Origin of the sequence: Sphingomonas sp. MJ1 (PH-R8) (assembly GCF_048058635.1) — a bacterium.
Classification (GTDB): Bacteria; Pseudomonadota; Alphaproteobacteria; order Sphingomonadales; family Sphingomonadaceae; genus Sphingomonas.
Genome location: NZ_JBBEFX010000022.1, coordinates 31,819 through 51,878, shown reverse-complemented (window position 1 = coordinate 51,878; position 20,060 = coordinate 31,819). Strand labels below are relative to the sequence as shown.

The 20,060-nt window shown below is 69.8% G+C and carries 23 protein-coding genes and 1 tRNA gene; 11 read left to right on the top strand and 13 right to left on the bottom strand.

Features of this window, described 5'->3' with window-relative positions:
• The coding region (locus VPH46_RS14955; RefSeq protein ID WP_416612456.1) for a TPM domain-containing protein at positions 1–847 on the bottom strand (847 nt) is incomplete at its 3' end.
• 8 nt (positions 848–855) lie between these two features.
• Positions 856–1,446, bottom strand: a complete 591-nt coding sequence (locus VPH46_RS14950) for a LemA family protein (RefSeq protein ID WP_125961300.1) — start codon at positions 1,444–1,446, stop codon at positions 856–858.
• Positions 1,447–1,528: 82 nt separating this feature from the next.
• Here VPH46_RS14950 and mscL point away from each other — a divergent pair, with 82 nt between their 5' ends.
• A complete protein-coding gene (gene mscL, locus VPH46_RS14945; protein ID WP_416612454.1) occupies positions 1,529–2,026 on the top strand; it encodes a large conductance mechanosensitive channel protein MscL in 498 nt (165 codons plus the stop codon).
• Between the two features lie 149 nt (positions 2,027–2,175).
• Here the strand turns inward: mscL and hisN are convergent, their stop codons facing one another.
• The gene (hisN, locus tag VPH46_RS14940; RefSeq protein ID WP_416612452.1) at positions 2,176–2,961 is read right to left on the bottom strand and encodes a histidinol-phosphatase; all 786 of its coding nucleotides are present in this window, start codon (positions 2,959–2,961) and stop codon (positions 2,176–2,178) included.
• A gap of 111 nt (positions 2,962–3,072) precedes the next feature.
• Here hisN and VPH46_RS14935 point away from each other — a divergent pair, with 111 nt between their 5' ends.
• Both VPH46_RS14935 and VPH46_RS14930 read left to right on the top strand, forming a co-directional pair.
• Positions 3,073–3,636 carry a peroxiredoxin gene (locus VPH46_RS14935; protein WP_416612450.1) on the top strand — a complete coding sequence of 188 codons (564 nt, stop codon included), beginning with the start codon at positions 3,073–3,075 and terminating at the stop codon, positions 3,634–3,636.
• A gap of 552 nt (positions 3,637–4,188) precedes the next feature.
• Complete coding sequence (locus VPH46_RS14930; RefSeq protein ID WP_416612448.1) at positions 4,189–4,812, top strand: YbhB/YbcL family Raf kinase inhibitor-like protein; 624 nt, start codon at positions 4,189–4,191, stop codon at positions 4,810–4,812.
• Between the two features lie 60 nt (positions 4,813–4,872).
• Here the strand turns inward: VPH46_RS14930 and VPH46_RS14925 are convergent, their stop codons facing one another.
• Entirely contained in the window at positions 4,873–5,724 is an 852-nt protein-coding gene (locus VPH46_RS14925; RefSeq protein ID WP_125961304.1) for a glucose 1-dehydrogenase, read from the bottom strand.
• Between the two features lie 255 nt (positions 5,725–5,979).
• Positions 5,980–6,651, bottom strand: a complete 672-nt coding sequence (locus VPH46_RS14920; protein ID WP_125961305.1) for a glutathione S-transferase family protein — start codon at positions 6,649–6,651, stop codon at positions 5,980–5,982.
• A gap of 64 nt (positions 6,652–6,715) precedes the next feature.
• Between VPH46_RS14920 and VPH46_RS14915 the strand changes: the two genes are divergently transcribed.
• A complete protein-coding gene (locus VPH46_RS14915) occupies positions 6,716–7,273 on the top strand; it encodes a hypothetical protein (protein ID WP_416612445.1) in 558 nt (185 codons plus the stop codon).
• Between the two features lie 4 nt (positions 7,274–7,277).
• On the opposite strand, the gene VPH46_RS14910 is transcribed toward VPH46_RS14915, so the two are convergent.
• Entirely contained in the window at positions 7,278–8,147 is an 870-nt protein-coding gene (locus VPH46_RS14910) for a PEP-CTERM sorting domain-containing protein (protein WP_416612443.1), read from the bottom strand.
• A gap of 114 nt (positions 8,148–8,261) precedes the next feature.
• Positions 8,262–8,335 (bottom strand) — tRNA-Gln (locus VPH46_RS14905).
• Positions 8,336–8,585: 250 nt separating this feature from the next.
• Here VPH46_RS14905 and VPH46_RS14900 point away from each other — a divergent pair.
• From VPH46_RS14900 to VPH46_RS14880, 5 genes are all read left to right on the top strand, one after another.
• Positions 8,586–9,629, top strand: coding sequence for a Ppx/GppA phosphatase family protein (locus VPH46_RS14900; RefSeq protein ID WP_416612441.1), 1,044 nt, complete (start codon positions 8,586–8,588; stop codon positions 9,627–9,629).
• The gene (locus VPH46_RS14895) at positions 9,626–10,318 is read left to right on the top strand and encodes an RlmE family RNA methyltransferase (RefSeq protein ID WP_416612439.1); all 693 of its coding nucleotides are present in this window, start codon (positions 9,626–9,628) and stop codon (positions 10,316–10,318) included. The genes VPH46_RS14900 and VPH46_RS14895 overlap by 4 nt, the downstream gene beginning before the upstream one ends.
• Positions 10,319–10,350: 32 nt before the next feature.
• Positions 10,351–10,758 (top strand): hypothetical protein, encoded by a 408-nt coding sequence (locus VPH46_RS14890; protein WP_416612437.1) that lies wholly within the window; start codon positions 10,351–10,353, stop codon positions 10,756–10,758.
• Positions 10,759–10,909: 151 nt separating this feature from the next.
• A complete protein-coding gene (hisC, locus tag VPH46_RS14885) occupies positions 10,910–12,001 on the top strand; it encodes a histidinol-phosphate transaminase (protein ID WP_416612435.1) in 1,092 nt (363 codons plus the stop codon).
• Positions 12,001–12,909, top strand: a complete 909-nt coding sequence (locus VPH46_RS14880) for a prephenate/arogenate dehydrogenase family protein (RefSeq protein ID WP_416612433.1) — start codon at positions 12,001–12,003, stop codon at positions 12,907–12,909. Before hisC ends, VPH46_RS14880 begins: the two co-directional genes overlap by 1 nt.
• Positions 12,910–13,187: 278 nt before the next feature.
• Here the strand turns inward: VPH46_RS14880 and VPH46_RS14875 are convergent, their stop codons facing one another.
• The 3 genes from VPH46_RS14875 to VPH46_RS14865 form a co-directional block, all read right to left on the bottom strand.
• Complete coding sequence (locus VPH46_RS14875) at positions 13,188–14,477, bottom strand: adenylosuccinate synthase (protein WP_239436083.1); 1,290 nt, start codon at positions 14,475–14,477, stop codon at positions 13,188–13,190.
• A gap of 110 nt (positions 14,478–14,587) precedes the next feature.
• On the bottom strand, positions 14,588–14,887 hold the full coding sequence (locus tag VPH46_RS14870) for a DUF1153 domain-containing protein (RefSeq protein ID WP_125961312.1): 300 nt from the start codon (positions 14,885–14,887) through the stop codon (positions 14,588–14,590).
• Positions 14,888–14,973: 86 nt separating this feature from the next.
• Positions 14,974–15,219 carry a hypothetical protein gene (locus tag VPH46_RS14865; RefSeq protein WP_204991305.1) on the bottom strand — a complete coding sequence of 82 codons (246 nt, stop codon included), beginning with the start codon at positions 15,217–15,219 and terminating at the stop codon, positions 14,974–14,976.
• A 124-nt stretch (positions 15,220–15,343) separates the two neighbouring features.
• On the opposite strand from VPH46_RS14865, the gene mnmA reads away from it, so the two are divergent.
• A complete protein-coding gene (mnmA, locus tag VPH46_RS14860) occupies positions 15,344–16,453 on the top strand; it encodes a tRNA 2-thiouridine(34) synthase MnmA (RefSeq protein WP_416612430.1) in 1,110 nt (369 codons plus the stop codon).
• Positions 16,454–16,654: 201 nt separating this feature from the next.
• On the opposite strand, the gene VPH46_RS14855 is transcribed toward mnmA, so the two are convergent.
• The 3 genes from VPH46_RS14855 to pdxH are packed head-to-tail and all read right to left on the bottom strand — an operon-like array spanning position 16,655 to position 18,983.
• Positions 16,655–17,449, bottom strand: a complete 795-nt coding sequence (locus VPH46_RS14855) for a PhzF family phenazine biosynthesis protein (protein WP_416612462.1) — start codon at positions 17,447–17,449, stop codon at positions 16,655–16,657.
• Between the two features lie 2 nt (positions 17,450–17,451).
• Entirely contained in the window at positions 17,452–18,405 is a 954-nt protein-coding gene (locus VPH46_RS14850; RefSeq protein ID WP_416612428.1) for a cation diffusion facilitator family transporter, read from the bottom strand.
• Positions 18,402–18,983: a pyridoxamine 5'-phosphate oxidase gene (gene pdxH / locus VPH46_RS14845; protein WP_416612426.1), complete on the bottom strand. Its 582-nt coding sequence runs from the start codon at positions 18,981–18,983 to the stop codon at positions 18,402–18,404. Before pdxH ends, VPH46_RS14850 begins: the two co-directional genes overlap by 4 nt.
• 122 nt (positions 18,984–19,105) lie before the next feature.
• Between pdxH and VPH46_RS14840 the strand changes: the two genes are divergently transcribed.
• Positions 19,106–20,047: a Ku protein gene (locus VPH46_RS14840; protein ID WP_416612424.1), complete on the top strand. Its 942-nt coding sequence runs from the start codon at positions 19,106–19,108 to the stop codon at positions 20,045–20,047.
• The last annotated feature ends 13 nt before the right edge of the window (positions 20,048–20,060 follow it).

The window sequence follows — 20,060 nt, the reverse complement described above, 5'->3', positions numbered from 1 at the left end:
CCCCCCCCCCCCCCCCCCCCCCCCCCCCCCCCCCCCCCCCCCCCCCCCCCCCCCCCCCCCCCCCCCCCCCCCCCCCCCCCCCCCCCCTTTTCAAGCCAGATGTGTATAAGAGACAGGTCCACAGCACGATCGGCCAGTCGCTGCCGCCGCCGCCCCGGGAGCGATAGCGCCGCCCGCGCCACTTGCCTCCGCTCCCGCTCCGGCCACCCCGGCCGCGGAACATCGACAGCAGCACGAACAGCAGCACCATGCCCCAGAACACCAGCCCCAGGGGAAAGCCGCCGCCGTTGCCGCGCTCGGCCGCGGTGCTGTGGGTGCGGTCATATTCGGCGGCCGCCGCCTTGGCCCGCGCCTGCGCGTCGGCGTCCGGCAGCGACAGCTGCGTCGCCAGCGCATCGGCGCCCGCGACGATCCCGCCCGCCAGGTCGCCCGCCTTGAACCGCGGCAGGATCGTGCCGTTGATGACGACGCTCGAATAGGCGTCGGTCAGCACCGGCTCCAGGCCATAGCCGACCTCGACCCGTACCTTGCGCTCGTTGGGGGCCACCAGCAGGATCGCGCCATTGTCGGCGTCCTTCAGGCCCACCGCCCAGGCCCGGCCCAGCCGATAGCCATAGTCCTCGATCGGATAGCCCTGCAGGTCCGGCACCGTCGCCACCACCAGCTGGTGGTTGGTCTGTTGCTGGAGCTGGTCGAGCTTCTGGGTGAGCGCCGCCTCCTGATCCGGCGGCAGGACGTTCGCCGCATCCACCACGAAGCCGGTGAACTGGGGAAAGTCCTGCGCCTGCGCCGTGCCCGCGCTTCCCAGCGCGAGCAGCGTCGCCAGCAGCAGCCGAACCAGCGCCATGGCCCGGCTCAGCTGGCGTTGCCGAAGTTGACCGTGGGTGCGGTTTCCGCGCCCGCCTGCGCCTGGAACGGCACCTTGGGCTTGGCGCCATAGAAGATGCGCGCGCCCACCGCGTCGGGGAAGGTGCGGATGCGGGTGTTATAGGCCTGCACCGCCTCGTTATAGTCGCGCCGCGCGATCGCGATGCGGTTCTCGGTGCCCTCCAGCTGGCTCTGGAGCGCCATGAAATTCTGGTTCGCCGTCAGCTGCGGATAGGCTTCCACCACCGTGCGCAGCTGGCCCAGCGCCTGGGTCAGCTGGTTCTGCGCCTGGCTGAACTTCTCGAACTGCTGCGGGTCGGACAGGTCGTCGGTGGTGATGTTGATCGAGGTGGCACGCGCGCGTGCCTCGGTCACCTTGGTCAGCGTGCCGGATTCATGGGCCGCATAGCCCTTCACGGTCGCGACTAGGTTGGGAACCAGGTCGGCGCGGCGCTGGTACTGGTTCTGCACCTCGCCCCACTTGGCGTTCACATTCTCCTCCGCGGTCGGGACGCTGTTCACCCCGCAGGCCGCGAGCAGCCCCGCACCCAGCATCGTCAGCATCGTCCGAAAGCGCATCTGTCTCTCCTCAAGCCTTGCCATCGTCGCTTGTAGCGGGGCAGGAACGCTCCGCGAAGGGCAATCGATCAACGAGGGATTCATGACGCTGTTGCACGAGTTCCGGAAGTTCGTGGCGCGCGGCAACGTGCTCGACCTGGCGGTCGGCGTCATCATCGGCGCGGCGTTCGGCACCATCACCAAGTCGCTGACCGACGACATGATCATGCCGGTGATCGGCTGGCTGTTCGGCGGCTTCGATTTCTCGAGCTATTTCCTGCGCCTGGGGCCGATCCCCGCCACCTACACCGGCTCGCCCGACAACTACGCGGCGCTCAAGGCCGCAGGCGTGCCGCTGTTCGGCTACGGCCAGTTCGTGAGCGTGGTGATCAACTTCATCATCCTCGCCTTCATCGTGTTCCTGCTGGTGAAGTTCGTGAACCGCGCGATCGCGGTCGTGCACGAGGAGCAGAAGACCGGCACCGCACCCCCCGCGGCCGACCCGCCCGAAGTGGCGCTGCTGCGCGAGATCCGCGACGAACTGCGCGCGCGCAGGGACGATGCGGGCATCGCCCCCTCTTCACCCCCTTCGTCATCCTGACGGACGCGGCACCTCCGCACCTTCCCTTACCGTGCTCCTGCGAAAGCAGGAGCCCAGGGCTCCAAACGCCGCAAGCCGTTGCCCTGCTTGGCCCTGGATCCCTGCCTGCGCAGGGGTACGGCAGCGCCGTGCGCCGGCGGGCCCGCCCCTCAGTGCCCGCCGCGGCAGGCGAGCGCCTCGACCAGTTCCTCGATCCGCGCCGGGTCGCCCGCGGCGATGACCTCGCCGTTGCTCGCCGCGTGGAGCGGGTCGCCCGCCCAGTCGCACATCCGCCCGCCAGCACCCTCCACCACCGGCACCAGAGCGGCGAAGTCGTGGAGCTTCAGCCCCGCCTCGATCACCACGTCGAGGTGGCCGGAAGCCAGGCACGCATAATTGTAGCAGTCGCCGCCCAGCACGGTGCTGCGCACGGCCCCGTCGACATGCTCGAACGCATGGAGCTGATCGTCGGTGAACAGCGCGGGGCTGGTCGTCGCCAGCAGCGCGTCGGCCAGGTCGCGGCAGCGGCGGGTGCGCGCCTCCTGCCCGTTGAGCGTCGTCGGGCGCCCCACCACCCCCAGCCAGCGTTCGCGCAGGATCGGCTGGTCGATGATGCCGAGCACGGGCCAGCCGTCCTCCACCAGCGCGATCAGCGTGCCGAAGATCGGCCGTCCGGCGATGAAGGCGCGGGTGCCGTCGATCGGATCGAGCACCCATTGCCGGCCGCTGGTGCCGGCGCGCTCGCCTTCCTCCTCGCCCAGGATGCCGTCCATCGGCCGCTCGGCGATCAGCAGCCGGCGCATCGCGGCCTCCGCCTCCTTGTCGGCGAGCGTCACCGGGGAGGCATCCTCCTTGGTTTCCAGCCCGAACTCGGCGCGGAAGCGGGGGCGGATCGCGGCGCCCGCGGCATCCGCGAGGCGCAGGGCGAGGTCGATGTCGGTCTGGGAAACGGCCATGCCCATCCCTACCCCCGGCACGGCCGCGCGCCAACCACCAAGCGGCGCGAAGCCGCGTGACGGGGCCTGGCCGCCCGGCTAGGCTGGCGCATGTCCTGCGGGAGTTCGACCATGCGTCCGATGCTGCTGATTGCCTCTCTTCTGCTGCCCTTCGCCGCGCCCGCCAGTGCGGCACTCGCGCCGGGAGCCAAGGCGCCCGACTTCGTCGCCAAGGGCGCGATCGCGGGCAAGCCCTTCACCCTCCACCTGCGCTCCCAGCTCCGCAAGGGGCCGGTGGTGCTCTACTTCTTCCCCGCCGCCTTCACCGGCGGCTGCAATGCCGAGGCACGCGCCTTTGCCGAGGCGGTGGACGACTTCCGCGCCGCCGGTGCCACCGTGATCGGCATGTCGGCCGATCCGCTGGACAAGCTGGAGGCGTTCTCCGCCCAGCATTGCGCAGGCAAGTTCGCGGTGGCGAGCGCCACCCCCCGCGTGGTGCGCGGCTATGACGTCGCCTTGGGGGCCAAGGCTCCGGGCAAGAACGCGCCGGTCCGCACCAGCCGCACCAGCTATGTGATCGCGCCGGACGGCCGCATCCTCTACGCCCACGACGACGCGAGCCCGCTCGAACACGTTCAGCGCACGCTGGCGGCGGTCCAGAGCTGGCACCGCCAGCACGGCGGCGGGCGCAGCTGACCCGTCTCCGCGCCCCACACCAACTGGTGGCGCATCACACCGCAAGCGCTCGGTGACTTTCGCCAACATGAAGCACGCGGCCGTTCCCGCCCTCGCGTTTTCAAGTACTTAGGAAACTGGCACGACCCCTGCAAAGTCCCTGGCATCGATCGCCGGATGGTCCGGCGGCCGAAAGAACTAGGGAGTTTCCACCATGTCGACCCGTCTCCAGACGCTGCAGTTCAGCTTCGCTTCGCTCGTCGCCGCCGTCGCCTTCGCCTCGCTGACGATCAGCGCCGCCGCATCGGTCGTCCCGGTCGCCTGACCGGGACAGCTTCTCCTTCGAACCGGAGACCTGCCATGCGCCCCTTTCTCATCGCGCTCGCATCCTTCGTCACCACCGCAACGGTGATCGTCGCGACCAGCATGCCCTTCACCGGCGGCATCGCCTGAGGCGAACCCCTCTTTGCGCCCGCCTCTTGTTCCGTCTCCGCAACGACCTTCAGGGTGTGCCGCGGAGCCAAGCCGCCGCTCAGCGGTTCTCCAAGGCGGAAAGCAGCAAGAGGAACTGGGATGCTCGAACATCTACCACGCTGGCTGGGCGCGCTGCTGCACGACGTGCGCGCCGGGGCGAGCAAGCTCACCATCGTGGACCCGGCGCTGGGCGACTTCGCCGCGCTGAACCTCGCGAGCCCGGCCTTCGCAGACGGCGCGCGGCTGCCGGAACGCTTCACCGCCGACGGCACCGGCGTGTCGCCGCCGCTCTACTGGACCGGCGTCCCGGCCGGCACCGAGTCGCTCGCGCTGGTGGTGGAGGATCCCGACGCCCCCGCCGCCCAGCCGCTGGTGCACGCGATCGTCTGGGGCATGCCGCCGTCGACTGACCAGCTGCGCGAGGGCGCGATCCAGGCGGATGGCGACGGCGCGCTCGACGGCAGCGACGTCGGCCGCAACAGCTATCTGCGCGAAGGCTGGCTGCCCCCCGATCCACCGAGCGGCCATGGCGAGCATCGCTATGTCTTCCAGCTCTTCGCGCTCGGCCCGGGCGAGGATCTCGATCCCACCCCCGGCCGCGGCGCCGTCGTCCATGCCATGGCCGGCCGCGTGCTTGCCGCCGGCCTGCTGACCGCCACCTATTCGCGCGACGAGCCCGCGGACATCGGCCCGGTCGGAAGCGCGGTGCCGTCCCCCGCCTGATGGGCGCGACGGCGACGCGGTATCCGGTGCTCCCACCCGCGCGGGAGCACCGGTTCTGGCCTACCCGTTGACGATCGTGCCGCCGTTCGGGTGCAGCACCTGCCCCGACATGTAGCTCGCATCCTCGCACGCCAGGAACAGGAAGGACGGCGCCACCTCATTGGGCTCGCCGCGCCGGCCCATCGGCGTCGACTCGCCAAAGCTCTCCAGCTTCTCCGGCGTCGCCCCGCCCGAGGGGTTGAGCGGCGTCCAGATCGGCCCCGGCGCCACCGCGTTCACGCGGATGCCCTTCTCGATCAGGTTTTCCGACAGGCTGCGCGTGAAGGCGGTGATCGCCCCCTTGGTGGACGAATAGTCCAGCAGTTCCTTCGACCCCTGGTACATGGTGACGGAGGTGCAGTTCACGATCGCCGCGCCCGGCTTCAGGTGCGGCATCGCCGCCTGCACCAGGAAGAACATGCCGAAGATGTTGGTCTGGAAGGTGCGGCGCAGCTGCTCCTCGGTGATGTCGGTGATCTCCTTGTCGGCATGCTGCTCACCGGCATTGTTCACCAGCACGTCGAGCTTGCCGAACTCGGCGATCACCTGCGCCACCGCCTGCTCGCAGAACGCCTTGTCGCCGACATCGCCCGCGATGGTGAGCGCGCGCCGCCCCTCGCCGCGCACGATCTCGGCAGTCTTCTCGGCATCGTCGTGCTCGCACAGATAGACGATCGCGACGTCCGCGCCCTCGCGCGCATAGAGCGCCGCCACCGCACGGCCGATGCCGCTGTCGGCACCGGTGACGATCGCCACCTTGTCCTTCAGCCTGCCGGAGCCTGGATAGCGCGGCGTCCAGTCCGGCTTGTCGTCCATCCGGCTCTCATGGCCGGGCAGCGCATCCTCATGGATCATCGGGTCGAAGTCGCTCATCGCGGAAGGCCTTTTCGTCTCTGGGGGTTAGCCGGAGAACGGGAGGCCGCAGCCGATGTTCCGACGTGGTCGCCTCGGCCCGATTGCCCCTTACGCCCACCCCGTTTGTCTCGAGTAGGGATCGAGCCCGTCGAGAGCCCGTATCGAGAGAGCCACCGTAACCGGTCTCTCGACACGCCATCTCGACAAGCTCGATGGCTGCTCGATACGAACGGAAGGCGAGGAGTCCACGCTCGCCCGCAACGTCGAGCGACCTTACAGGTCGAGCTTCTCGTAGTCCGGCGGCGGGGCCACGCCCTCCATCCGCTCGGCCAGCAGCGGGCGGAAGCTCGGGCGGCTCTTCATGCCGACGTACCAGCGCTTGGCCGTCGTATGCGTCTTCCAGTCGATCCCGCCCAGATAGTCCGCGACGGAAATCTGCGCCGCCGCCGCCAGATCGGCCAGGCTCATCGTCGCCCCGCCCAGCCAGGCGCGGTGGTCGAGCAGATAATCGATGTAGTCGAGATGCTCGACCGCCGCCTTCATCGCGTCGCGCAGCGCGCGCGTGTCGGGCGGCAGGCGATGGACGATGCGCTTCTCCATCCGCTCCAGCAGCAACGGCCCGGTGATCTCGCGGAAGAAATGCGTGTCGAACCAGGTAACGAGCCGGCGGATCTCCGCCCGGTCGGCCGCGGTACCGTTCAGCATCGCCGCCTTGTCGACCGTCTCCTCGAAATATTCGCAGATCGCCATCGAATCGATCAGCGTGACGCCGCGCTCGACATCCACCATCACCGGCGTCTGCCCGGCGGGGTTCAGGTCGAGGAACTCGTCGCGGCGCGCCCAGGGCGATTCGCGCACGGGTTCGTAACCAACGCCCTTTTCCGACAAGAGCAGGCGGACCTTGCGCGAAAAGGGACACAGCGGGAATTGCAGGAGCTGCCACATGGCTTTGCTGTTAGGCGGGCGGGAAGGCGGGCGGAAGGGGCTTGATGCAGGACGGGCATAGAGAATGACGGCAGTGCTGTGGCTTGCGGGCGCGATCCTGCTGGCGGAACTGTCGCGCCACCGTGCCGCCTGCGCCGGCGTGGTGCTGCTCGCCTGCCTGTCGGGCACGACGTTGCCGGACCTCGACCTGTCGCTGGGCCTGGTTCATCGCAGCATCCTGACCCACGGGCCGCTGCTGCCCGCCCTGCTGCTGCTCGGGCCACCTCGCTGGCGTCCCGCGGCGGCGGGGCTCGCGCTCGGCATCGGCCTGCACGTCGCCGCCGATACCTTTCCCAACGCCATGACCGGCTATGCGACGGTGAAGCTGCCGTTCGCCGGCTCGATCGGCGCCACCGCCTCCTACCTCTGGCTCGCCGCCAACGCCCTCGCGCTCACCATCGCCGGCGGAATGCTGCTGGCGCGCGAGTTCCCGCCCAAGTGGTGGGCGGCGCTGCTGGCGGGCAGCGCCGCGATCGGCATCGCCTATCTGTTCGTCACCGACGGCGGCTGGCCGGCACTCGGCATCTACGCCGCCTTCGGTTGGCTCGCCGTCCGCCAGCGCAAACAGGCGCGGATCGGCTGACGCCTCAGCGGCAGCGGGTGCCCGGCCGCGTCGCCTCCCACGCCACCGCCTGCAATCGCTCCGCCATGTCGCTGCCGATGCCGAGCTCGATCGCCGAAGCCTCGTCGCGGCCCAGCGTCCGCGGATCGCGGCCGGTGATCTCGGCGAACACGATCAGCGCCTCCAGATAATAGCCGTACACGCTCGCGTGATACTGGTCGTAGGACCAGAGCGGCGCCTGATTGTAAGCGATGCCGTCATAGGGGTTCGCATCCGCGACGCCGCGCGCCATCGCGCAGTTGAAGCCCTCGCCCACCGGCAGCACCCGCGTGCCCGGCCGCACCGTCGCCGCCCGGTCGTAGGCACGACGCAGGTCGCGGGCCATGGTCTCGATCGGCTTGCCCTTCCAGGGGCTGGGCTTCTGGAACACCAGGTCCGGCCGCGACCAGGTCGCCATCAGCCGCAGGTCGACCTTCGGATTGCGTGCCGCGAACAGGGCGGACAGGCGCCGCACGCCCTCCACCAGCCCGGCAGGGTCGCCCGGCTTCTCCGGATCGAGGGTGCTGTATTCCTGCAGCACGACATGGTCCCAGGCGCGGTCGAAGCGGTCGCGGCGGTTCTGCCAGTGCCAGTTGAGCGTGCGGCCCCCGGCCGTCTCCAGCGACACCTGATAGTCGAGCCCGGCCTGGTCCGCGAACCGCTTGAACAGCGCCGGCACGCCGCCCAGCCCCTCGCCGTTCAGGTCGGTGACGGTGTCGGGACGATATTTCCATGCAGGCGAGTTGGCGCCGAAGGTGAAGCTGTTGCCGACGAACAGGATCGTCTCCGCCCCCGCGGGAACAGCCCCCGCCAGCAGCGTGGCCGCCACGATCCCGATCCAGCGTGCGAACTTCATGCCTCTCTCCCGATGCGCCGCCTCTTCGGCCGCCCGCCGCTTCATCGGCATTCGGCGCGCAACTGCAACCGCCTTTGCACAAGGCGGGAGAAAAGATCCGGCACTGTGGGAGAGTGGATGCCCCGCGTGGATTCGAACCACGATTGACGGAGTCAGAGTCCGTAGTCTTACCATTAGACGACAGGGCAACGTCGTGAGGGCGCGCTGTTAGGGGGCGCGCGCGACGCGGTCAAGCCTGTTTTCACACGGATGCGCGATCGACGCGCCGCGCACGCTCCGGCGATCCCAGCGGGCGCCCCGTCGCGGAACCCGTCTTCGCCGCCGTTCCGGTTCCAGCCTCGCCTTGCCGTTGCCAGAAGGTTCCGCTAGCTTTTCCGTCAAGCACCGAGCGGCGGATCTCCGCCGTGACGGAACAGAACATAAGAAGAAAGTGACGGCATGGGGGAATCGACCGCCCGGTTGCCGCACCGGCGGGGCGTCGCCCCCGCCCGTTCGGGACCACATGCACCAGCGCAATCGCGCTTTGCCAAGGCGCGCCATTTCGCGGCGCTGGACCTCGGCACCAACAACTGCCGGCTGCTGATCGCGCGGCCGCAAGGATCGGGCTTCGCGGTCGTCGACGCCTTTTCGCGAATCGTGCGACTCGGCGAAGGGCTTGCGGCGACCGGCCGGCTGAGCGAAGCCGCGATCGAACGCACCATCGCCGCGCTCCGGATCTGCGCCGACAAGCTGCGCCGCCGCAACGTCACCCTGTCGCGCGCCGTCGCGACGGAGGCGTGCCGGCGCGCGACCAACGGCGCCGACTTCATCCGGCGCGTACATGAGGAGACCGGTATCTTTCTGGACGTGATCTCGGCCGAGGAGGAGGCCCGCCTCGCCGTGCTCGGCTGCCATGCGCTGCTGGAGCCGGGCGACGGCCCCGCCCTGGTGTTCGACATCGGCGGCGGCTCGACCGAACTGGTCCTGCTCGACACCGCGGGGTCGGTCCCCCGGGTCGTGGACTGGCACAGCACCCCGTGGGGCGTGGTGTCGCTGACCGAAAGCCTTGGCGCCGGCCGGGCCGCGCCGATCGCCAGCGGCGCGTTCGACGCGATGCGCGCCTGCGTGTCCGAAAGCTTCGCACCCTTTGCCGCGCGCCTGCCCGAGGTCACCGGCCAGCGCCGGCTGCTGGGCACCAGCGGCACCGTTACCACGCTTGCCAGCGTCCATCTCGGGCTCGACAGCTATGATCGCTCGGCGATCGACGGGCTGATCGTGCCGGCCGACGCGATGCGCCAGGTCAGCCGCCGCCTCGCCGGGCTGGAGCTCTCCGGCCGCGCCAAGGTGCCCTGCATCGGTCCGGAGCGCGCCGACCTGGTGGTGGCCGGCTGCGCCATCCTGGAGGCGATCCTGGACCTGTGGCCGGCCGAGCGCCTCGGCATCGCCGATCGCGGCATCCGCGAGGGCATTTTGCGCCGCCTGATGCAGGGGCGCTACGCATGAGGGGCGCGCCTCCGGGGCGCCAGCGCGTCCGCACCGCCCGCGGCCGCACCGCGCAGTCGACCCGCTGGCTCGAACGCCAGTTGAACGATCCCTACGTCAAGCGCGCCAAGGCCGAAGGCTATCGCAGCCGCGCCGCCTACAAGCTCCTGGAGCTGAACGAGCGCTTCCACCTGCTGCGCGGCGTCAAGCGCGTGGTCGATCTCGGCATCGCGCCGGGCGGCTGGTCGCAGGTGGTGCGCAAGCTCGCGCCCTCCGCCGCCATCGCCGGCATCGACCTCCTGCCCGTCGATCCGATCGAGGGCGTCACCATCTTCCAGCTCGACTTCCTGCACGAGACCGCGCCCGACCTCCTGCGTGAGGCGCTGGGCGGCGAGGCGGACCTGGTGATGTCGGACATGGCCGCCAACACCGTCGGCCATCCCCAGACCGATCACCTGCGCACCATGGCACTGGTCGAGGCCGGCGTGATGTTCGCCTGCGAAGTGCTGCGCCCCGGCGGCGCCTTTGTCGCCAAGTCGCTGGCGGGCGGCGCCGACAACGCCTTGATCGCCGAACTCAAGCGCAACTTCCAGACCGTGAAGCACGCCAAGCCCCCGGCGAGCCGCAAGGGTTCGTCGGAATGGTATGTCATTGCCCAAGGCTTCAAGGGCCGGTCGAAGGTGGCGGCGGAAGACTCGACGGAGAACTAGCCGTAGGCGTATGAACGGACTGCCGGGAGTGGGTGGAAAGCGAACTTCTTCATAGCTACGCTCCCGGCATGCGGGACTTCCTCAAAAGCTACGCACGGCAACGCCCTTACAGACTGGCAAGTCTCACGCTTGTTGTGCTCCTGGGGTTGGACGTGGCAGCCGTCGCGTCCCTTGGTGGACCGGAGTGGCTCGCCTTTCTGCTGGGCCTCCCTATTTACATAGTTCTCGTCGGGATCACTTATCATCGCCTCCGGGATGCGAACCTGTCGGCAAATTGGTTGGTCCTGATGATCATCAGTCCGACCTTCGGGCCGAAATGGGAAAGCTCCGGATGGTTGGTTCTGTACGCAGCCAATCTTCTACTTCTGGTTCCGATTGCGCTGGGGTGGCTGGTCGGGAAGATGCCGGCGAACTCGGACGGCGCCCCAAACGTCCGCTAATGGAATGCTAGCGGACGTTCCCGTCGATTGATTCTCGGCGCAGGCGGAACAGCGTCCGCCCAACCTTCCCTTCCAGCCTCCAGCGGCTCCGTGTTTCCACGCCCCCGCCCACGCCTTGCCTTCGGCGAGGCGTTGCGCCACTCCCCGGCGCATGAACGCTCCCGCTCCCAAGCCCTGGGTCCTCGACATCGCGCCCTATATCCCGGGCCGCGCGACCAACGACGGCGGCCGGCCGGTCGTGAAGCTCTCGGCCAACGAGAACCCGCTGGGCACCTCGCCTGCCGCACGCGCCGCGTTCGAGGGCGCGCACGCGAGCCTGGAGCGCTATCCGGACCCCAGCGCGACCGCGCTGCGCGAGGCGCTCGCCGCCGCCCACGGCCTGGACCCTGCGCGCGTGATCTACGGCACCGGCTCCGACGAGCTGCTCCACCTGGCCGCCGGCGCCTATGCCGGCCCGGGCGACGAGGCGATCTACGTCCGCTACGGCTTTGCGGTGTACGACATCGCCATCCGCCGCGTGGGTGCGACCCCGGTGGTGGCGCTCGACCGCGATTATGCGACCGACGTCGACGCGATCCTCGCGGCGGTGACCGATCGCACCACGCTGGTCTACGTCGCCAACCCCAACAACCCGACGGGTACCTTCGCGCCCGCGGCCGAGATCGCACGGCTGCACGCCGGACTGCCGTCGCATGTGCTGCTGGTGCTCGATCAGGCCTATGCCGAATATCTGGAGCCGGAGGACGACGATCTCGGCCTGCAGCTGGTGGAGGCGCATGAGAACGTCTTCGTCACCCGCACCTTCTCCAAGATCCACGGCCTTGCCGCCGAGCGGATCGGCTGGGGCTATGGCTCGGCCGCGACGATCGACGCGATGCACCGCATCCGCGCGCCCTTCAACGTCACCACCGCAGGCCAGATGGCGGCGATCGCCGCCGTCGGCGACACCGACTTCGTCGAGCGCAGCCGCGCCCACAACCGCCAGTGGCGCGACTGGCTGGCGGGTGAAGTCGCAGCCCTCGGCAACGCCGGCCTGCGCGCCGTGCCGTCCGAAACCAACTTCCTTCTTGTCCTGTTCGAGGGGCCGGTTTCGGCCGAGACGGCGTACAAGGGGCTGATGGACGCGGGCTATATCACCCGCTGGCTGCCGGGCCAGGGTCTCGCCAACGGCCTGCGCATCACCATCGGCACCGAAGAGCAGATGCGCGGCCTGGCCGAGGCGCTGCGCGGGATCGTCGGCTGATGCTGCCCTTCGCCCGCGTCGCCGTGATCGGCCTGGGGCTGATCGGCTCGTCGGTCGCGCGTGCGGTGCGCGAGGCGATGCCGGGCATCCGCCTCACCGGCCACGACGCCGACCCCCAGGTGCGCGAGACCGCGCGTGCGCTCGCCCTCGTCGACGACGTCGCCGACCATCCCGGTGCCGCCGTGCTCGATGCCGAGCTGGTGGTGCTGTGCGTGCCGGTCGGCGCGATCGGCGCCGTCGCCGCCGAGCTCGCGCCCGACCTGCCCGAAGGCGTGATCGTCACCGACGTGGGATCGAGCAAGGCGAGCGTCGCCCAGGCGCTGGCCGAGGCGCTTCCCGGCGTCGCCATCGTCCCCGCCCACCCGGTCGCCGGCACCGAACGCTCGGGGCCGGAAGCGGGGTTTGCGACGCTGTTCCGCAACCGCTGGTGCATCCTGACGCCGGCGGAGGACGCCGACCCCGTCGCCATCGAGCGGGTCGCCGAATTCTGGCGTCGGCTGGGCGCCGACATCGAGCAGATGGCGCCCGAGCACCACGACCGCGTGCTCGCCGTCACCAGCCACCTGCCGCACCTGATCGCCTACACCATCGTCGGCACCGCCTCCGACCTCGAGGAAGTGACCCAGAGCGAGGTGATCAAATATTCGGCAGGCGGCTTCCGCGACTTCACCCGCATCGCCGCGTCCGATCCGACGATGTGGCGCGACGTGTTCCTCAACAATCGCGAGGCGGTGCTCGACATGCTCCAGCGCTTCTCGGAGGATCTGTCGGCACTCCAGCGCGCGATCCGGTGGGGCCAGGGCGACGAGCTGTTCGACCGCTTCACCCGTACCCGCGCGATCCGCCGCTCGATCGTCGAGCAAGGCCAGGACGACGCCCGCGCCGACTTCGGCCGCAGCCACGAATAGGGGGAAGAGCCCGTACCGTACCCCGGCGAAGGCCGGGGCCCAGTTGGGCAGCAGGCCGTGATGGAGCATATCCTCGCCGTGCTCCTGCGAAGGCAGGAGCCCAGGGTTCCGAGCAAAACCGCCGTTGCTCTGTTTGGCCCTGGATCCCCGCCTGCGCGGGGATACAGTGAAGGGGCGAACGGGCCGGCTTCTTGAGCCAGCGCGCGGCGGGTGTGCCGCGGCCCACCACCGCCTTCCCACCTGGGCCCCGGCCTCCGCCGGGGCACAAGTACGGCGCCTCAGTCCGCGAACGGATCCCGTACCAGGATCGTGTCCTCGCGCTCGGGGCTGGTCGACACCAGCGCCACCGGGCACTGGATCAGCTCCTCCACGCGGCGGATGTACTTGATCGCCTGCGCCGGAAGCTCGGCCCAGCTGCGCGCGCCTGCCGTCGACTCCTGCCAGCCCGGCATCGTCTCGTAGATCGGCTCCACCTTCGCCTGGTCGGCGGCGTGGGCGGGATAATAGTCGAGCGTCTCGTCGCCGAGCTTGTAGCCGGTGCAGATCGAGATTTCCTCGAACCCGTCGAGCACGTCGAGCTTGGTGAGCGCGATGCCGGTCACGCCGGACACCGCCACCGACTGGCGCACCAGCACCGCGTCGAACCAGCCGCAGCGGCGCTTGCGGCCCGTGACCGTGCCGAACTCATGGCCGCGCTCGCCCAGCCGCTGGCCGGTCGCATCCTCCAGCTCGGTCGGGAACGGACCCGATCCGACGCGGGTGGTGTACGCCTTGGCGATCCCCAGCACGAAGCCGACGGCGCCAGGGCCCAAGCCCGAACCGCCCGCCGCGGTGCCAGCGATGGTGTTGGACGAGGTGACGAACGGATAGGTGCCGTGATCGATGTCGAGCAGCACGCCCTGTGCGCCCTCGAACAGGATACGGCGACCACGGGTGCGTGCTTCGTTCAGGTCGCGCCACACCGGCCGTGCGAACGGCAGCACGAAGCCCGCGATCTCGCGCAGCTGCTCCAGCAGCGCGGCGCGGTCGATCGGCGGCTCGCCGAAGCCGGCGCGCAGCGCGTCGTGGTGCGCGGACAGGCGGTCGAGCTGCGGCTCGAGCGAATCGAGGTGCGCCAGGTCGCACACGCGCAGCGCGCGGCGGCCGACCTTGTCCTCATAGGCCGGGCCGATGCCGCGGCGGGTGGTGCCGATCTTGCCGGCGCCGCTCGCATCCTCGCGCAGCCCGTCGAGATCGCGGTGGAACGGCAGGATCAGCGTGCAATTGTCGGCGATGCGCAGCGTGTCGGGGGTGACTTCGACGCCCTGCTCGCGCAGGCGGGCGACTTCGTCCCGAAGTGCCCAGGGGTCCAGCACCACGCCGTTGCCGATGACGGACGGCGTGCCGCGCACGATGCCCGACGGCAGCAGCGACAGCTTGTAGGTCTTGCCGTCGACCACCAGCGTGTGGCCGGCATTGTGCCCGCCCTGGAAGCGCACCACCACATCGGCGCGCTCCGCCAGCCAATCGACGATCTTGCCCTTGCCCTCGTCGCCCCATTGAGCGCCGATTACCGCCACGTTCGCCACGCCAGTTCCTTTATATGCGTGAAAAGCGGGGCCGCCCTAAAGCGCGGGGGCGTCCGCGTCCACCCGTAGAGGCCACGCGCGGCGCAGCGGGCAGCCGGGACGCCGGCCGATCAGTATTTCTGCTGGCGCTCGTAGAGCGAGCGATAATGCTGGATGCGCGTCACGCGCAGCCCCGGCATGCCGGACCGGTCGATCGCGCGCTGCCAGCTGGCGAACTCCTCGGGCGAAAGCCTGTAGCGGCTGCAGACCTCGTCGATGGTCAGCAGCCCGCCGTTCACCGCCGCGACCACCTCCGCCTTGCGCCGGACGACCCACCGCGTCGTATCGGGCGGCGGCAGCGAATCGAGCGTCAGCGGCTCGCCGAGCGGCCCGATCACCTTTGCGGGACGGATCTTCTGGTTCTCGATCATCTTCTACCTCTAGGGGCGCCGGCCTGCCCCAACACGACCGACTCCCGGTTCTGATCCCTGTTATGCCTCGCGGGTAAAGATTCCCTTCACCCCTGCCCTTCCCCCGGTGCCACGCGCGGCGGGCGCAGCGCTTCCGCAACCGCCGGATGGAACGCCCCGTGGCGCGGCGACAGCAAGCCTTCGCTTGCCCGTGCCATGGCGACCTTTGCCTGCACCCGGGCGGTGGCGCTTGCCGCCTGGCGCGCGCTTGCCCCCGCAAGCAGCACGGCCAGATCGACGGGCAGGGCGGTGACCGCAATGCCGCGCTCCAATCGGGCGAAACTCAGGTCCAACGAGGCTCCTTCCAACCGTTCGGTAGCCGTCCGGTCTAGGGAAAGATGCTAAACAGCCCGTAAAAGCGGCTCCCTTCCGTCCTGCTTTTTGCATCCGCTCGTCGCGCCTCCTATGTGGCCGCGCATGATCGAAGGCGATTTCCAGCTCGAGTCCCCGGTGCGCGCGCGCCGCATCGTCGTCGCCATGTCCGGCGGCGTCGACAGCTCGGTGGTGGCCGCACTGGCCGCGCGCACGGGTGCCGAGACGATCGGCGTCACGCTCCAGCTCTACGACCATGGCGCCGCCGTCGGCCGGGCGGGCAGCTGCTGCGCCGGCCGCGACATCCGCGACGCGCGCGCGGTGTGCGACAGCCTGGGCATCGCCCATTATGTCTTCGACCACGAGACCAGCTTCCGCGAGACCGTGATCGACGACTTCGCCGACGAATATCTCGCCGGCCGCACGCCGATTCCGTGCGTGAAGTGCAACATGGGCCCCAAGTTCACCGACCTGCTCGCGCTCGCCCGCGATCTGGGCGCCGATTGCCTCGCCACCGGCCACTATGTCCGCCGCGTGCTGGGGAGCGAGGGTGCCGAGCTCCACCGCGCGGTCGATCCCGCGCGCGACCAGAGCTATTTCCTGTTCGCCACCACCCGCGCGCAGCTCGATTTCATTCGCTTCCCGCTGGGCGGAATGCCCAAGGCGCGGGTGCGGGAGATCGCGGCCGAAATGGCCCTGGGGGTCGCCGCCAAGCCCGACAGCCAGGACATCTGCTTCGTGCCCGACGGCGACTATGCCGGGCTGGTCCGCAAGCTGCGCCCAGGCGCCGACGCCGGCGGCGAGATCGTCGACCTGGAAGGCCGCGTCCTCGGGCACCACGCCGGCCTCGTCGGCTTCACCGTCGGCCAGCGCCGCGGCATCGAGATCGGCGGCCAGCCCGAGCCGCTCTATGTGGTCCGGCTGGAGCCGGAGAACCGGCGTTTGGTGGTCGGTCCGCGCATCGCGTTGGCGGTCGGCGCGGCGCGGCTTGCCGACATCAACTGGCTGGGCGGCGACCGCGGCCAGCCGCTCACCGCCAAGGTCCGCTCGATGGCCAAGCCCGTGCCCGCGCGGCTAGAGGGCGACCGGCTGGTGTTCGAGGCTCCGGAATATGGCGTGGCACCCGGCCAGGCGGCGGTGCTCTACGCCGGCGACCGCGTGCTCGGCGGCGGCTGGATCGCGGAGACTGAGTCCGCGATGGCGCTGGCGGCCTGAGGTTGAGCAGCACCCCGGCACCACCCATCCCGGTTCGTCTCGAGTAGCCATCGAGTAGCGGCGCAGCCGCGTATCGAGAGGGCGTATCGAGAGACAGGTTGGCGCCCGGAACCGCACCTCGATACGAGCTCTCGATACGCGCCTTGCGGCGCTACTCGATCTCTACTCGGCACGAACGGGGGAGAAAATCGGCCCCCACCCTCACGGCAGCAGGAAACTCCCCTCGATCACCGTGACGCAGCGCCCGCCCAGAACCGCGCGCTCCCCGTCCAGCCGCACGTTCAGCCGGCCGCCGCGCGCGCTTGCCTGATAGGCGGTGAAGCGGTCGCGCCCCAGGCGCTGCGTCCAATAGTTCGCCATCACCGCATGGGCGGAGCCCGTCACCGGGTCCTCGGCAATGCCGCAGCCCGGTGCGAACACCCGGCTGATCACGTCGGTGTCGCGGCCCGGCGCGGTGACGATCACGATCGCCTCCCCCTCCACCATCAACCCCGCGGGATCGGGCTGGAGCTGCTCGACCGTCTCGGCATGCGCCACCGCTGCCAGCGCATAGCCGTTGGCGTGCCACAGCGTCTCCTCGACCGCACAGCCAAGCGCCGCCACGATCTCCGGCAGCGGCTTCGGCTCGGGCGCCCAGGCCGGCAGCACCATCGCATAGCCGTCCCCGTCGCGCGCCACCTCCAGCACCCCGGCACGGCGCGTGCGGAACCGCACCCGCTCCAGCGCCGGATCGGCCGACAGCAGCGTGTGGCCGCTCGCCAGCGTCGCATGGCCGCACAGCATCACCTCCTCGGTGGGGGTGAACCAGCGCAGCTCGCGATCGGCCTCGCCGCTCGCGTCGGGCACCAGAAAGGCGGTCTCCGAAAGATTGTTCTCGGCCGCGACCTGCTGGAGCACCGCGTCCTCGGGCCAGGCATCGAGCTGGAGCACCGCCGCCGGATTGCCGCCGAAGGCGACGTCGGCGAACGCGTCGACCTGCGTGAACGGTACCCGCATGCTCATCCTCCCACCCGCTTGCCGAACCAGTGCGGCGTCACGTCCGCTTCCACCAGCGGGTTGTCGGTGTCGACGTGCCCTTCAGGGTCAAGGTGGATCAGCACCTCCACCCGCGGATAGGCGCGGCGCAGGTTCTTCTCCACCGCCTCGACGATGTCGTGCGCCTCGGCGACGCTGAGCGTGCGGTCCACCTCCATGTGGAACTGCGCGAAGTCATGGCTGCCGGAGCGGCGCGTGCGGAAGTCATGGATGCCGCGCAGCCCCTCCTGGCGCGCCGCCACGTCCAGGAACGCCCGCCGCTCGGCCTCGGGCCACTCCTTGTCCATCAGCTGGTCGATCGCCTGGCTCGATGCGCGGAACGCACCCCAGGCGAGCCACAGCGCGATGGCGATGCCGAACACCGGATCGGCGCCGGACCAGCCGACATAGTGGTCGAGCGCGATCGCCGCGATCACCGCCAGGTTGAGCAGCAGGTCCGACTGATAGTGGACGCTGTCCGCGCGCACCGCGACCGATCCGGTCTTGCGGATGATCGCGCGCTGGTAGGCGAGCAGCGCAAAGGTGCCGACGATCGCCACCATCGACACGCCGATGCCGAACTCCGGGTCGGCAGTCTCGCCCGGCTCGGCAAAGGCGGCGATGGCGCGCCAGGCGATGCCGACGGCGGAAGCCGCGATCAGCGCCACCTGGAACAGCGCCGCCAGCGCCTCCGCCTTGCCGTGGCCGAAGCGGTGGTCGTGGTCCGCCGGCGTCGCCGCCAGCCGCACGCCGTACAGCGTCACGAGACTGGCGAGCAGGTCGAGCGCAGTATCGGCCAGGCTGCCGAGCATCGCCACCGACCCCGTGGTCCAGGCCGCCACGCCCTTGAGCGAAAGCAGCGCCAGCGCCATCGCGACCGACGCGATCGCGGCGCGCACCGCATAGGGGATGATCCGCCCGCGCTCGGCCTCGGTCATGGGAACAGCAGCCCCTCGGTCCAGCCGTCCGCCGTGCGGGTGAACAGCCGCCGCTCGTGCAGGCGATAGGCGCGGTCCTGCCAGAACTCGATCGTGTCGGGCACGACGCGATAGCCGCCCCAGTGCGGCGGGCGCGGCACGTCGCCGCCCGCAAAGCGCGCCTGCACCTCGGCGAACCGCTCCTCGAAGCGCTCGCGCGCCTCCAGCGGCCGCGACTGGAGCGACGCCCAGGCGCCCAGTTGCGAGTCGCGCGGCCGCGACGCGAAATACACGTCCGACTCGGCATCGCTCGCCTGCACCACGGCGCCTTCGATCCGCACCTGCCGGCGCAGCCCCTTCCAGTGGAACAGCAGCGCCGCCTGCGGATTGGCGGCCAGGTCGGTGCCCTTCCGGCTCTCGCGATTGGTGTAGAAGACGAAGCCCAGCTCCGGGCCATGGCCCTTCAGCAGCACCTCGCGCACCGACGGGCGCCCGCCCGCGTCCGCCGTCGCCAGCGCCATGGCATTGGGGTCGTTGGGCTCGCTCGCCGCGGCTTCGTCCAGCCAGGTGTCGAACAGCGCGAAAGGGTCGGTCGTCATGCGCGGCCCTATACGCCGCTTCGGCCCGTTTCGCACCCCTGGCCCTCGTGCCGATTCCGAGCGGAGCCGGGAACGACTCTTTCTCCTGGGAATTGAATCGGTTGCGCAACAAGGAAACGGCGATGGCGGCAAGGGCGTATTGGCAGGGGCAGATACGGCTCGCGCTGGTGTCGATCCCCGTGGAAATCTATTCGGCGACCAAGTCGGGTGCCGCGGTCTCCTTCCGTCAGATCCACGAGCCGACCGGCAAGCCGATCAAGTATGAAAAGAGCGTGGCGGGCGTCGGCCCGGTCGATCCCGACGAGATCGTCAAGGGCTATGAGGTCGAGAAGGGCAACTACATCCTGCTCGAACAGGATGAGATCGACGCCGTGAAGCTCGAGTCCAAGAAGACGCTCGAGCTCACCCAGTTCGTCGACGCCGACGAGATCGACGTGCTCTACTATGAAAAGCCCTATTTCGTGGTGCCGGCCGACGATCTCGCCGAAGAGGCGTTCATCGTCCTGCGCGAGGCGCTTCGCCGCAGCAGGAAGGTGGGCCTCGGCCAGCTGGCGCTGCGCGGCCGCGAATATGTGGTGAGCCTGAAACCCTGCGGGCGCGGCATGATCCTGGAGACGCTGCGCTACGCCGACGAGGTGCACCGCGCGCAGGGCTATTTCCGCGACATCCCCGACGAGAAGCCGGACGAGGACCTGCTCGACCTCGCCGAGACGCTGATCGCCAAGAAGACCGCGAAGTTCGATCCGCAGGAATTCCACGACCGCTACGTCGATGCACTGAAAGACCTGATCGAGCGCAAGAAGAAGTCCAAGGGCAAGATCGTCGACACCACCGACGACGAGGACGCCCGCCCCACCGGCTCCAACGTCGTCGACCTGATGGCCGCGCTCAAGAAGTCGCTGGAGAAGCCCGGCGACACCAGCGGCAAGCCCGCGCCCAAGAAGCGCACGACGAGCAAGGCGGCCGCGAACGACGCCGCCGAAGACAAGCCCGCGCGCAAGCCGGCCGCAAAGAAGCCGGCTGCCAAGCCCGCCGCCAAGGCCCCGGCCCGCAAACGTGCCTGACGCCCGCCCTGCA

Excerpts from the sequence above, each read along its gene's own strand:
- VPH46_RS14850 (WP_416612428.1), bottom strand. The coding sequence starts at position 18,405 with ATGACCGAGGCCGAGCGCGGGCGGATCATCCCCTATGCGGTGCGCGCC.
- VPH46_RS14870 (WP_125961312.1), bottom strand. The coding sequence starts at position 14,887 with ATGATCGAGAACCAGAAGATCCGTCCCGCAAAGGTGATCGGGCCGCTC.
- VPH46_RS14920 (WP_125961305.1), bottom strand. The coding sequence starts at position 6,651 with ATGTGGCAGCTCCTGCAATTCCCGCTGTGTCCCTTTTCGCGCAAGGTC.
- pdxH (WP_416612426.1), bottom strand. The coding sequence starts at position 18,983 with ATGACGACCGACCCTTTCGCGCTGTTCGACACCTGGCTGGACGAAGCC.
- VPH46_RS14900 (WP_416612441.1), top strand. The coding sequence starts at position 8,586 with ATGGGGGAATCGACCGCCCGGTTGCCGCACCGGCGGGGCGTCGCCCCC.
- hisC (WP_416612435.1), top strand. The coding sequence starts at position 10,910 with ATGAACGCTCCCGCTCCCAAGCCCTGGGTCCTCGACATCGCGCCCTAT.
- VPH46_RS14925 (WP_125961304.1), bottom strand. The coding sequence starts at position 5,724 with ATGAGCGACTTCGACCCGATGATCCATGAGGATGCGCTGCCCGGCCAT.
- hisN (WP_416612452.1), bottom strand. The coding sequence starts at position 2,961 with ATGGCCGTTTCCCAGACCGACATCGACCTCGCCCTGCGCCTCGCGGAT.
- mscL (WP_416612454.1), top strand. The coding sequence starts at position 1,529 with ATGACGCTGTTGCACGAGTTCCGGAAGTTCGTGGCGCGCGGCAACGTG.
- VPH46_RS14840 (WP_416612424.1), top strand. The coding sequence starts at position 19,106 with ATGGCGGCAAGGGCGTATTGGCAGGGGCAGATACGGCTCGCGCTGGTG.
- VPH46_RS14935 (WP_416612450.1), top strand. The coding sequence starts at position 3,073 with ATGCGTCCGATGCTGCTGATTGCCTCTCTTCTGCTGCCCTTCGCCGCG.
- VPH46_RS14895 (WP_416612439.1), top strand. The coding sequence starts at position 9,626 with ATGAGGGGCGCGCCTCCGGGGCGCCAGCGCGTCCGCACCGCCCGCGGC.
- VPH46_RS14930 (WP_416612448.1), top strand. The coding sequence starts at position 4,189 with ATGCTCGAACATCTACCACGCTGGCTGGGCGCGCTGCTGCACGACGTG.
- VPH46_RS14915 (WP_416612445.1), top strand. The coding sequence starts at position 6,716 with ATGACGGCAGTGCTGTGGCTTGCGGGCGCGATCCTGCTGGCGGAACTG.
- VPH46_RS14950 (WP_125961300.1), bottom strand. The coding sequence starts at position 1,446 with ATGCGCTTTCGGACGATGCTGACGATGCTGGGTGCGGGGCTGCTCGCG.
- VPH46_RS14880 (WP_416612433.1), top strand. The coding sequence starts at position 12,001 with ATGCTGCCCTTCGCCCGCGTCGCCGTGATCGGCCTGGGGCTGATCGGC.
- VPH46_RS14855 (WP_416612462.1), bottom strand. The coding sequence starts at position 17,449 with ATGCGGGTACCGTTCACGCAGGTCGACGCGTTCGCCGACGTCGCCTTC.
- mnmA (WP_416612430.1), top strand. The coding sequence starts at position 15,344 with ATGATCGAAGGCGATTTCCAGCTCGAGTCCCCGGTGCGCGCGCGCCGC.
- VPH46_RS14910 (WP_416612443.1), bottom strand. The coding sequence starts at position 8,147 with ATGAAGTTCGCACGCTGGATCGGGATCGTGGCGGCCACGCTGCTGGCG.